The 12294-nt window shown below is 67.1% G+C and carries 10 protein-coding genes; all 10 read left to right on the forward strand.

Annotated features, from left to right (window positions below; all coding sequences use genetic code 11):
* The first annotated feature begins 2 nt into the window (after positions 1–2).
* Entirely contained in the window at positions 3–374 is a 372-nt protein-coding gene (locus ABIB29_RS04640) for a GntR family transcriptional regulator (protein WP_354171073.1), read from the forward strand.
* A gap of 89 nt (positions 375–463) precedes the next feature.
* Positions 464–3451 (forward strand): excinuclease ABC subunit UvrA, encoded by a 2988-nt coding sequence (gene uvrA, locus ABIB29_RS04645; protein ID WP_502915549.1) that lies wholly within the window; start codon positions 464–466, stop codon positions 3449–3451.
* A gap of 121 nt (positions 3452–3572) precedes the next feature.
* Positions 3573–4349, forward strand: a complete 777-nt coding sequence (locus ABIB29_RS04650) for an HAD hydrolase-like protein (RefSeq protein WP_354170511.1) — start codon at positions 3573–3575, stop codon at positions 4347–4349.
* Positions 4336–5004 carry a lysophospholipid acyltransferase family protein gene (locus ABIB29_RS04655; RefSeq protein ID WP_354170512.1) on the forward strand — a complete coding sequence of 223 codons (669 nt, stop codon included), beginning with the start codon at positions 4336–4338 and terminating at the stop codon, positions 5002–5004. Before ABIB29_RS04650 ends, ABIB29_RS04655 begins: the two co-directional genes overlap by 14 nt.
* Before the next feature lie 99 nt (positions 5005–5103).
* Positions 5104–7140, forward strand: coding sequence for an excinuclease ABC subunit UvrC (gene uvrC / locus ABIB29_RS04660; protein ID WP_354170514.1), 2037 nt, complete (start codon positions 5104–5106; stop codon positions 7138–7140).
* Between the two features lie 129 nt (positions 7141–7269).
* The gene (gene rapZ, locus ABIB29_RS04665) at positions 7270–8193 is read left to right on the forward strand and encodes an RNase adapter RapZ (protein ID WP_354170516.1); all 924 of its coding nucleotides are present in this window, start codon (positions 7270–7272) and stop codon (positions 8191–8193) included.
* Positions 8193–9212 (forward strand): gluconeogenesis factor YvcK family protein, encoded by a 1020-nt coding sequence (locus tag ABIB29_RS04670; protein WP_354170517.1) that lies wholly within the window; start codon positions 8193–8195, stop codon positions 9210–9212. Before rapZ ends, ABIB29_RS04670 begins: the two co-directional genes overlap by 1 nt.
* Before the next feature lie 10 nt (positions 9213–9222).
* Complete coding sequence (gene whiA, locus ABIB29_RS04675; RefSeq protein ID WP_066438143.1) at positions 9223–10203, forward strand: DNA-binding protein WhiA; 981 nt, start codon at positions 9223–9225, stop codon at positions 10201–10203.
* 172 nt (positions 10204–10375) lie between these two features.
* Positions 10376–10999 carry a superoxide dismutase gene (locus ABIB29_RS04680; protein ID WP_282379198.1) on the forward strand — a complete coding sequence of 208 codons (624 nt, stop codon included), beginning with the start codon at positions 10376–10378 and terminating at the stop codon, positions 10997–10999.
* A gap of 283 nt (positions 11000–11282) precedes the next feature.
* Positions 11283–12293 (forward strand): type I glyceraldehyde-3-phosphate dehydrogenase, encoded by a 1011-nt coding sequence (gene gap / locus ABIB29_RS04685; RefSeq protein ID WP_354170520.1) that lies wholly within the window; start codon positions 11283–11285, stop codon positions 12291–12293.
* Position 12294 lies beyond the last annotated feature (1 nt).

Consider the following 12294-nt stretch of genomic DNA (forward strand, 5'->3'; position numbering starts at 1 on the left):
CAATCACGCCGTTCCCCGGGCCCTGGCGGCCCAACCCGGGCAGCTCCGTCCCGCTGTTCGAACAGCTCCGGCTCAACATTATTGAGCGGGCCGACAACGGCACCCTGGCGCCCGGGACCAGGCTTCCTGCCGTCCGGAACCTCGCCGGCGAACTGGGCGTCGCGCCGCACACCGTGGCCCGCGCCTACAAGGAACTGGAGGCTGCCGGCGTCGTGGTGACCCGGGGCCGGAACGGGACCGTGGTCTGCGCCCGGGACGAGGCCTGGAGCTCCCTCTCCGCTGCCGCCGCCGAGTTCGCCACCGCCGCAAAGGCCCAGGGCGCCAGCTTCGCCGAGGCCGTCCAGCTGCTCGCCGCCGCGTACGACCGCGAGTAGCCCACCATTAACACATCGGGCGGCGTTTCCCGGCTGGCGGCACGGCCCTGAATAGAAATTCGAAGAAGTTTTCGATTAGCATTGGTAGCGTGCCTAAAGCCGTAGCTGAAGATCCAGCCGTTGATTCCCCACCCTCCGCAGTTCAGGAGAACCCAGTTCCGATGGGCTCCGTTCCGATGAGTCCGGTGAAGCCGGGCCGCGCGGAGGAATCCCGCCCCCCGGTGAAACGCCCGGACATGTCCCGGCTCATCGTCAAGGGGGCGCGCGAACACAACCTGCGCAACGTGGACCTGGACCTGCCCCGCGACTCCATGATCGTCTTCACCGGGCTCTCCGGCTCGGGCAAGTCGTCCCTGGCCTTCGACACGATCTTCGCCGAGGGCCAGCGCCGGTACGTCGAGTCGCTCTCCGCCTACGCCCGGCAGTTCCTGGGCCAGGTGGACAAGCCCGACGTCGACTTCATCGAGGGCCTCTCGCCCGCGGTGTCCATCGACCAGAAGTCCACCAGCAAGAACCCCCGCTCCACCGTCGGCACCATCACCGAGATCTACGACTACATGCGTCTGCTGTGGGCCCGTGTCGGCCGTCCGCACTGCCCCGTCTGCGGGGAGCCTGTCGCGAAGCAGACCCCGCAGCAGATCGTCGACCAGCTGCTGGAACTGCCGGAGGGCACCCGCTTCCAGGTCCTGGCCCCGGTGGTCCGCGGGCGCAAGGGCGAATTCGTCGAACTGTTCAAGGAACTCACCGCCAAGGGCTACTCGCGGGCGCGGGTCGACGACAAGCTGATCCAGCTGAGCGATCCCCCCAAGCTGGGCAAGCAGTTCAAGCACACCATCGAAGTGGTCGTGGACCGCCTTGTGGTCAAGGAAGGCATCAGCCAGCGCCTCACCGACTCGGTGGAAACCTCCCTCGGCCTGGCCGAGGGGAGGATCCTCGCCGAATTCGTCGACCTCGAGGCTGAGGACCCGGACCGGATCAGGGCGTTCTCCGAGCACCTCGCCTGCCCCAACGAACACCCCCTCGCGATTGACGAGATCGAACCCCGTTCCTTCTCCTTCAACAACCCGTTCGGCGCGTGCTCGGCCTGCAGCGGCATCGGCACGAAGCTGGAAGTCGATGAGGAACTCATCATTCCGAACGGGGAGCTGTCCCTCTCCGAGGGGGCCATCGCGCCGTGGTCCCTGGGCACCGCAACGACCGAGTACTGGAACCGCCTGCTCGGCGGACTCGCCAAGGAACTCGGCTTCTCGATGACCACCCCGTGGGACAAGCTCTCCAAGGACAGCCGCCAGACCGTGTTGCACGGCAAGGACCACAAGGTCGTGGTGCAGTACCGCAACCGCTTCGGCCGGGAACGCAAATACAGCACCGGCTTCGAGGGCGTCATCCAGTACGTGCACCGCAAACACCTTGAAACGGACTCGGACTCGGCCCGGGACCGCTACGAGGAGTACATGCGGCAGATCCCGTGCCCGGCCTGCAACGGCGCACGCCTGAACCCGGCGTCGCTCTCGGTGCTGATCAACGGCAAGTCCATTGCCGAGGTCGCCGCCCTGCCGATGCGCGATTGCGCCGACTTCCTGGACAACCTCGTCCTCACCGGCCGCGAGGCCCAGATCGCCCACCAGGTCCTGAAGGAGATCCAGGCCCGCCTGACCTTCCTGCTCGACGTCGGCCTGGAGTACCTGAACCTGGAACGCCCCTCCGGCACACTGTCCGGCGGCGAGGCCCAGCGCATCCGGCTGGCCACCCAGATCGGCTCCGGCCTCGTGGGTGTGCTCTACGTCCTGGACGAGCCGTCCATCGGCCTGCACCAGCGGGACAACCGCCGCCTGATCGAGACCCTCACCCGGCTGCGGGACCTCGGAAACACGCTGATCGTGGTGGAGCACGACGAGGACACCATCCAGGAAGCCGACTGGGTGGTGGACATCGGACCGGGCGCCGGCGAGCACGGCGGCATGGTGGTGCACTCCGGTTCCTACAAGGAACTGCTCGAGAACACCGAATCGCTCACCGGCGACTACCTCTCCGGCCGGAAACAGATTGAGATCCCCAAGAAGCGCCGCAAGTACGACAAGAAGCGCGAACTCAAGGTCGTCGGCGCCAAGGAGAACAACCTCCTGAACGTCGATGCCACGTTCCCGCTGGGCCTGTTCACGGCGGTGACCGGCGTCAGCGGCTCCGGCAAGTCCACCCTGGTCAACGAGATCCTCTACAAGGTCCTGGCCAACAAGCTCAACGGCGCCAAGCAGGTGGCGGGGCGGCACAAGTCCATCCAGGGCCTCGAGCACCTCGACAAGGTGGTCCACGTCGACCAGAGCCCGATCGGCCGCACCCCGCGGTCCAACCCGGCGACCTACACGGGCGTCTTTGACAACATCCGCAAGCTTTTTGCTGACACCACGGAGGCCAAGGTCCGCGGCTACCTGCCGGGCCGGTTCTCCTTCAACGTCAAGGGCGGCCGCTGCGAGGCCTGCTCCGGCGACGGCACACTGAAGATCGAAATGAACTTCCTGCCGGACGTCTACGTGCCCTGCGAGGTGTGCCACGGCGCCCGGTACAACCGCGAAACCCTGGAGGTCCATTACAAGGGCAAAACGATCGCCGATGTGCTGAACATGCCGATCGAGGAAGGCGCCGAGTTCTTCGCTGCCTTCTCGCCGATCGCCCGGCACCTCAGGACGCTCGTTGACGTCGGACTCGGCTACGTCCGGCTGGGACAGCCCGCCACCACGCTCTCCGGCGGCGAGGCTCAGCGCGTCAAGCTCGCCGCGGAGCTGCAGAAGCGCTCCAACGGGCGCAGCATCTACGTACTTGACGAGCCCACCACGGGCCTGCACTTCGAGGACATCCGGAAGCTCCTCCTGGTCCTCCAGGGCCTCGTGGAAAAGGGCAACACGGTCATCACGATCGAGCACAATCTTAATGTCATCAAGAGCGCGGACTGGATCGTGGACCTGGGCCCGGACGGCGGCTCCGGCGGCGGCCGCATTGTCGCCTCCGGTACCCCGGAACAGGTGGCCAAGTCCACGGAAAGCCACACGGCGGCGTTCCTCGCCGACATCCTGGCCTGAGGCACGACGCCGGTACCTACGCGGGAGTTACCGCGGAGGTGCCGGCGCCGTCGGCACAGATACATTCCCGTCGGGGCATGCGAGTTTCGGGCATCCGTGCCTCTCGTGAGAAACTAGGCCGGTGACGCAAACAACAGTGCCCGTGATCTTCGACCTGGACGGCACTCTTGTCGATCCGGCCGGTGGGATATCGGACGGAATCGCAGCGGCCCTCACTCAGCTTGGGCTTGGCGTTCCCGACAAAGCCGTGCTGGATGCCATGATCGGCCCAAAGCTCAGCCATTCCCTCACGGACATTGCCGGTGTCCCCGCCGAACGGCTCGACGACGCCATCCGCATCTACCGCGCGCACTACCTCGCCACCGGCATCGGCCAAAGCGTGCTCTACCCGGGAATCCGGGCACTGCTGGAATCCTTCGCCGAGGCCGGCCGGCCCATCGCCGTCGCCACCCAGAAACCCGAAGGCATCGCCCGGATAGTCCTGGAGCACCACGGCATCGCCGCGCTGTTCCACACCATCCGCGGCTCGGCCGCCGACGAAGGGGCTGCCGCCGGTGTGCCGTCCGGGAAAGCCGCGATCGTGGCCGCGGCGCTGGCGGACCTCTCCGGACACTACGGCCTGGACACCCCGGACGCTGTGATGGTGGGGGACCGTGCGCAGGACGTCGCCGGTGCGGCTGCCAACGGAATCGACTGCATCGGCGTAGGCTGGGGCTTCGCTCCGGACGGTGAACTGGACGCGGCCGGCGCGGTGGAGATTGTGCACAGCAGCGCCGCCCTTCACGAGACCATTGCCCGGCGGGATCCGGGAGGGGCCAACGCCGAACACCCGAACCCAGCGACCCCTTTCCTGTTGACCGAAGCCGTAAACGAGGTGCCCACCGATGGCAATGTTTGATGCAATCCGCTGGACCACGCGGGGTCTGGTGACCTCGACGTGCCGGCCCACGGTCATCGGACTGGAAAACGTGCCCAAGGAGGGCCCGTTCATCGTGGCTCCCAACCACCTGTCCTTCCTGGACAGTGTGATCGTCCAGGCGCTGATGCCCCGCCCCGTGGCCTTTTTCGCCAAAGCGGAATATTTCACCACCGGCGGGGTCAAGGGCAAGGTGATGAAGTCCTTCTTCGAGGCTGTCGGGTCCATCCCGGTGGAACGCGGCGAACAGGCCGCCAGCGTCCAGGCGCTGAAAACCCTGCTGGAGATCCTTGACTCCGGCAAGGGCGTCGGCATCTACCCGGAGGGGACCCGCTCCCGGGACGGCATCCTCTACCGCGGCCGTACCGGCGTCGGCTGGCTTGCCCTGACGACGGGCGCCCCGGTGATCCCGGTCGGGCTGATCGGCACCGAGCACCTCCAGCCGGCGGACAGCAAATCGGTCAAGCCACAGCACTTCACCATGAAAGTCGGCCAACCGCTGTACTTCGACAAGACCGGGCCGGACCACTCCCTGCCCGCCCGCCGCCAGGCCACCGACCGTATTATGGACGCGATCGCGGAACTCAGCGGCCAGGAACGTTCCACGAGCTACAACCAGAGCAAATCCGTTGACTAGTGGTGATTAGTCCGGTCTGACCAGCGCGGCCTGAGGATAGGGACTGCTGCCGGGGCCAGACCGTCAAGGACACGGCCGCAGGCTCAGTAGACTTGGACTGTGGCAGATCCAGCGAGTTACCGACCCCAGACGGGTGAGATTCCGACCAATCCGGGCGTGTACCGCTTCCGCGACCCGCACGGCCGGGTCATCTATGTCGGCAAGGCCAAGAACCTCCGTTCGCGGCTGAACTCCTACTTCGCCAACCCGGCCGGGCTGCTCCCCAAAACTTATGCGATGGTCCATGCGGCCAGCAGCGTCGAATGGACCGTCGTCGGCAGCGAGCTCGAATCGCTGCAGCTCGAGTACACCTGGATCAAGGAGTTCAAACCCCGGTTCAACGTGATGTTCCGGGACGACAAAAGCTACCCGTACCTGGCCGTCTCGATGGGGGAGAAGTACCCCCGGGTCCAGGTCCTGCGCGGCGAACGGCGAAAGGGCACCCGTTACTTCGGCCCCTACACCGCCGGTGCCATCCGCGACACCATGGACACCCTGCTGCGCGTTTTCCCGGTCCGCAGCTGCAGCTCGGGAGTCCTGAAACGCGCCGAGGCCAGCGGCAGGCCCTGCCTGCTCGGCTACATCGACAAGTGCGCGGCACCCTGCGTCGGCCGTGTCTCCGCCGAGGAGCACCGCGCCCTGGCCGAGGACTTCTGCACCTTTATGGGCGGCGAGGCCAAGCCGTTCGTCACGCGGCTGGAAAAGGACATGGCCGCCGCCGTGGCGGAACTTGACTACGAGCGGGCGGCGCGGATCCGTGACGACATCGTCGCGCTCAAGAAGGTTTTCGAACGCAACGCCGTCGTCCTCGCCGAGGGCACGGACGCCGACGTCTTCGCCCTGCACGAGGACGAACTCGAAGCCGCCGTGCAGGTCTTCCATGTCCGCGGCGGCCGGATCCGCGGCCAGCGCGGCTGGGTCGTCGAAAAGGTCGAGGACTCCACCACCCCGGACCTCGTCGAGCATCTGCTCCAGCAGGTCTATGGCGAGGAAGCAGGCCTCCAGGGCAGGCTGCCCCGCGAGGTGCTCGTCCCGGCAGAGCCCAGCAACGCCGCGGAGCTGGCGCAGTGGCTCAGCGGGCTGCGCGGGGCGAGGGTCGATGTCCGCGTGCCGCAGCGCGGCGACAAGGCCGCCCTGCTGTCCACCGTCCGGGAAAACGCCGAGCACGCCCTGAAGCTCCACAAATCACGGCGCGCCGGGGACCTGACCCTGCGGTCCCAGGCGCTGCAGGAACTGCAGGAGGCCCTCGAGCTGCCGGCCGCGCTGATGCGGATCGAATGCTTCGATATCTCGCACGTCCAGGGCACCAACGTGGTCGGTTCCATGGTGGTGGTCGAGGACGGGCTGCCCAAGAAGTCCGAGTACCGGAAGTTCTCCGTCGCCGGCGCCGCCGCAGCGGACGACACCGCGGCCATGCATGACGTGCTGACCCGCCGGTTCCGGAACTATCTGCAGGAGAAGACGGCCCAGGCCGATGCCGCCCGGCAGCCGGGCCATCAGGCCATGCTCAACGCCGCGGCCGACGCCGCCGTCGCGGGGTCTTCCGCGGTCGCCGTAGCCGTCGCCGACACCACGACCCCCGCGCCGCGGACCAGGTTCGCCTACCCGCCCAACCTCGTGGTGGTCGATGGCGGCAAGCCGCAGGTCAACGCCGCCGCCCGCGCCCTGGCCGAACTGGGCATCGACGACGTCTACGTCGTCGGGCTCGCCAAACGGCTCGAGGAAGTCTGGCTGCCGGACAGCGACTTCCCGGTGATCCTGCCGCGGGCCTCGGCCGGGCTGTACCTGCTGCAACGCGTCCGCGACGAGGCCCACCGCTTCGCGATCTCCTTCCACCGGCAGAAGCGCGGCAAGGCGATGACCGTCTCCGCGCTCGACGGCGTGCCCGGCCTCGGCGAATCCAAACGCAAGGCCCTGCTCGCCCAGTTCGGCTCGGTCAAGAGCATCAGGACGGCCAGCGTCGAGGAACTGACCGGCGCCAAGGGGATCGGCCCGTCCCTGGCTGCGGCGATCGTCAGGCACTTCACCGACGACGACGGCGACTCCGCGACGGTCCCCGCCATCAACATGACCACCGGCGAAATCCTGGAGACTTAGCTAGCCCCGGCAAACTTAGCTAGGGTAAGGACGTGGGAACGGCGCGCGGCAATTCCAGCACATCATTGCACCGCGGGCCACACCCGTCACAGATCGAGAACAACAGCACAGCAGAACGGGGCTTCACTGATGGCAGAGTCGACGGCAGGACCCGGGACGGAGCCGGACGGCATGACGCCGGTCAAACCCGTCGAGGCCGAACTGCTCGTTGTGACGGGCATGTCGGGAGCCGGCCGGAGCACTGCATCGGACGCGCTGGAGGACCACGGCTGGTACGTCGTGGAAAACCTTCCCCCGCAGATGCTCGGCACCCTCGCGGAAATCGTGTCCCACGCGCCGGGTTCCATATCCAAGCTCGCGGTCGTGATGGACGTCCGCAGCAAGGAACTGTTCGCGGACATCCGGACCGCCCTGCGCAATCTGGAAGCCAGCGGCGTCGGCTTCCGGGTGCTGTTCCTCGACGCGAACGACGACGTCCTCGTCCGCCGCTTCGAGCAGGGCCGGCGCCCCCACCCGCTGCAGGGCGGCGGCAGAATCCTGGACGGCATCGCCGCCGAACGCGAACTGCTGCACGAACTGCGCACCTCCGCCGACATCGTGCTGGACACCTCCACCCTGAACGTCCACGGCCTCGCCACCGCGATCACCGAGCTGTTCAGCGAAACCGGTCCCGTCGCACTCCGGCTCAACGTGATGAGCTTCGGCTTCAAATACGGACTCCCGGTCGACGCCAACTTTGTCGCCGACGCCCGCTTCATCCCCAACCCGCACTGGGTGCCGGCGCTCCGCCCGCACACCGGGCTGGACCAGGACGTCAGCGACTACGTGCTCGCGGCGCAGGGCGTCAGCAACTTCGTGGAACGCTATGTGCTGGCCCTCGAACCGGTCCTCGACGGCTACCGTCGGGAGAACAAGCACTATGCCACCATCGCCGTCGGCTGCACCGGCGGCAAACACCGCTCCGTGGCCGTCGCCGTCGAACTGTCCCGCCGGCTCGCGCAGTACCCGCGCGTCACCGTGACCACCACCCACCGGGACCTGGGCCGCGAGTAATGGCGCTGCTCACCGGGCCTCTGCCGCTCGTCCCGCCGGCCAGCGCCGCCTTCGCCAGCCAGCAGGACAAAGGCCCTTCCGTGGTGGCGCTCGGCGGCGGCCACGGCCTCGCCGCCTCACTGTCCGCGCTGCGGCTGCTCACGTCCGAGCTGACCGCCGTCGTCACCGTCGCTGACGACGGCGGATCCTCGGGGCGGCTGCGCGAAGAATACGGCGTCCTGCCGCCGGGAGACCTCCGGATGGCGCTGTCCGCGCTCTGTGACGACACCGACTGGGGCCGCACCTGGCGGGATGTCATGCAGCACCGCTTCGCGCCCGGCAAGGGCCGCGGCGGTTCCCTCGACGAACACGCCATGGGCAACCTGCTGATCGTGACCCTCTGGGAGCTCCTGGGCGACACCGTGGCGGGCCTCAAATGGGCCGGTGCGCTGCTGGGCGCCCGCGGGGAGGTCCTGCCGATGTCCAGCGTCCCGCTCACCATCGAGGGCCAGGTCCGGGTCACCGCCCCGGACGGCAGCCAAGCGGTGCAGACCCTGACCGGACAGGCGAAGTGCGCCGTCGCGGGCTCGCTGGAACGCGTCCGGCTGCTGCCCGAGAATGCCCCCGCCTGCATCGAGGCGCTCACCGCGATCGAACTGGCCGACTGGGTCATCCTCGGCCCCGGTTCCTGGTACACCTCCGTGCTGCCGCACCTGCTGCTGCCGGAAATGCGCGAGGCGCTCTGCAATACGGCCGCCCGCCGCTGCCTCACCATGAATCTCGCCACGGACACCAGGGAAACCCTTGGCATGTCCGCGGCCGACCATTTGCGGGTGCTCCGGGAGTATGCCCCTGACTTCACGATCGACGTTGTCCTGGCCGATCCGGCCTCCGTGACGGACCGCGCCGACTTCGAACAGGCGGCCGGGATGCTCGGCGCCGAGGTGGTGTTGGGTAAAGTGGGTGCGTCGAGCCGCCGGCCGATCCACGACCCGCTGCGTCTGGCAACGGCGTACCACGACATTTTCGGGAACAGGTAGGAAAGGTGCCATGGCACTGACAGCATCAGTCAAGGAAGAACTTTCCCGGCTGGACATCAAGAAGTCCTCGGTCCGCAAGGCTGAAGTGTCCGCCATGCTTCGCTTCGCCGGCGGGCTCCACATCATCTCCGGCCGGATCGTGATCGAGGCCGAAGTCGACCTCGCCTCGACCGCGCGGCGGCTGCGCGCCGCCATCGCCGAGGTTTACGGGCACCAGAGCGAAATCATCGTCGTGTCCGGCGGCGGACTGCGCCGCGGCAGCCGCTATGTCGTCCGGGTGGTGCGCGACGGCGAGGCCCTCGCCCGCCAGACCGGTCTGCTGGACGCCCGCGGCCGCCCGGTCCGCGGCCTGCCCTCGGTGGTGGTGAACGGCTCCGCCGCCGACGCCGAGGCTGTCTGGCGCGGCGCGTTCCTGGCCCACGGTTCCCTCACCGAACCCGGCCGGTCTTCCGCCATGGAGGTCACCTGCCCCGGCCCCGAGTCGGCCCTGGCCCTCGTCGGCGCGGCGCGCCGGCTCGGCATCCAGGCCAAGGCCCGCGAGGTCAGGGGAGTGGACCGCGTGGTGATCCGCGACGGCGACACGATCGCCGCGTTGCTGACCCGGATGGGCGCCCACGATGCGCTGATGGTGTGGGAGGAACGGCGGATGCGCAAAGAGGTCCGGGCCACCGCCAACCGGCTCGCCAACTTCGACGACGCCAACCTGCGGCGTTCGGCGCAGGCCGCCGTCGCTGCCGGCGCCCGCGTGGACCGTGCCCTGGAGATCCTCGGCGACGACGTCCCGGACCACCTGAAGTACGCCGGTGAACTCCGTGTGGCCCACAAACAAGCGAGTCTTGACGAACTCGGCCGCCTCGCGGACCCTGTCATGACGAAGGACGCCATCGCCGGGCGGATCCGCCGGCTGCTGGCCATGGCGGACAAACGCGCCCAGGACCTCGGCATCCCCGGCACGGAAGCCAATGTGACACCGGAAATGCTGGACGAGTAGCCTCCTCGAAGAAACAACTGCAGAATCGGATCGGGCCGGCGGGAATACCTCAGGGGGACCGGAGGCTATGCCCACTGGATTCCGATCCAGAGACTTCCGGGTGCCACACCACCCGGATGCACAATCCGAGAGTTACCCAACGGACAACCAGTCCACGACATTGGAGGATTTTGTGACCGAGTACGTACTGCCCGAACTCAGCTACGATTACGCAGCGCTGGAGCCCCACATTTCCGCGCGGATCATGGAGCTGCACCACAGCAAGCACCACGCCGCGTACGTGGCCGGCGCCAACAACGCCCTCGCCCAGCTGGCCGAGGCACGCGACAAGGGCGACTTCGCCAACATCAACCGCCTCTCCAAGGACCTCGCGTTCCACACCGGCGGGCACATCAACCACTCGGTGTTCTGGAACAACCTCTCCCCGGACGGCGGCGACAAGCCCGAAGGTGAGCTGGCAGCGGCCATCGACGACGCGTTCGGCTCCTTCGACGCGTTCCGCGCCCAGTTCAGCGCTGCGGCGCTGGGACTGCAGGGATCCGGCTGGGGCTTCCTGGCCTACGAGCCCATCGGCGGCAACCTCGTCATCGAGCAGCTTTACGATCAGCAGGGCAACGTCGCGCTCGGCACCACCCCGCTGCTGATGCTGGACATGTGGGAGCACGCCTTCTACCTGGACTACGTCAACGTCAAGGCCGATTACGTCAAGGCGTTCTGGAACATCGTGAACTGGGCCGACGTCGCCAAGCGCTTCGACGCCGCCCGCAAGAACGCCACCGGCCTCATCACGCTCTAACACGGCCGTGGCCGTCGTTGCGTGATGTAAGTTCACGCGCCTGTAACAAAGTTCACAATTCGTGCCGTCCGGCTCAAATCGTGGACGGTCTGCCCCCGCACTTGCGGGGGCAGGCCAAGTTAAACGTAAGATAGGTCACGGAAGGCGGTTAGCCTTCAGCAATGTGGCTGGTCGCCCTCCGATCTGTTAATCATCTCTGCCCAATGGCGTGCGGGATCTGTTAGTTGGCTTGAGCGCCTTCTCAACTAGTCGTGCTCGCAGGAGCACCAAGGAGACTGAAAACGTGACCACCCGTATTGGTATTAACGGCTTCGGCCGTATTGGCCGCAACTACTTCCGCGCCGCACTTGCCCAGGGGGCAGACCTCGAGATCGTGGCAGTGAACGACCTCACCAGCCCGGAAGCACTGGCCCACCTCTTCAAGTACGACTCCGTGGGCGGGCGCCTGCAGGAGACGATCGAGGTCAAGGACGGCAACATCGTCGTCGACGGCAAGACCGTCAAGGTTCTCGCGGAACGCGATCCGGCCAAGCTGCCCTGGGGCGAGCTCGGCGTGGACATCGTGATCGAATCCACCGGTTTCTTCACCAAGGCCGCCGACGCGCAGAAGCACATCGATGCCGGCGCCAAGAAGGTGCTGATCTCCGCCCCCGCATCGGACGAGGACATCACGATCGTGATGGGCGTCAACGACGGGCTCTACGACCCCGCCGCGCACCACATCATCTCCAACGCCTCCTGCACCACCAACTGCCTCGGCCCGCTGGCCAAGGTCGTCAACGACGCCTTCGGCATCGAGCGCGGCCTGATGACCACCATCCATGCCTACACCGCCGACCAGAACCTGCAGGACGGCCCGCACAAGGACCTCCGCCGCGCCCGCGCCGCCGCCATCAACATGGTCCCCACCTCCACGGGTGCGGCCAAGGCAATCGGCCTGGTCCTGCCGGAACTCAAGGGCAAGCTTGACGGCTACGCCATCCGCGTTCCGGTTCCCACCGGCTCCGCCACAGACCTGACCGTCGTCGTCTCGCGCGAAACCACCGTCGAGGAAGTCAACGCGGCCCTGAAGGCCGCCTCCGAGACGCCCGAGCTCAAGGGCCTGCTGACCTACACCGACGAACCGATCGTCTCCTCGGACATCGTCGGCGACCCGGCGTCCTCCATCTTCGACTCCGGCCTCACCAAGGTGATCGGCAACCAGGTCAAGGTTGTTTCCTGGTATGACAACGAATGGGGCTACTCCAACCGCCTCGTGGACCTCACGGAGCTCGTCGCAGCCAAGCTGGGCTAGG

The organism is Arthrobacter sp. UYEF36 (assembly GCF_040547025.1).
In the GTDB taxonomy this organism is placed as follows: domain Bacteria; phylum Actinomycetota; class Actinomycetes; order Actinomycetales; family Micrococcaceae; genus Arthrobacter.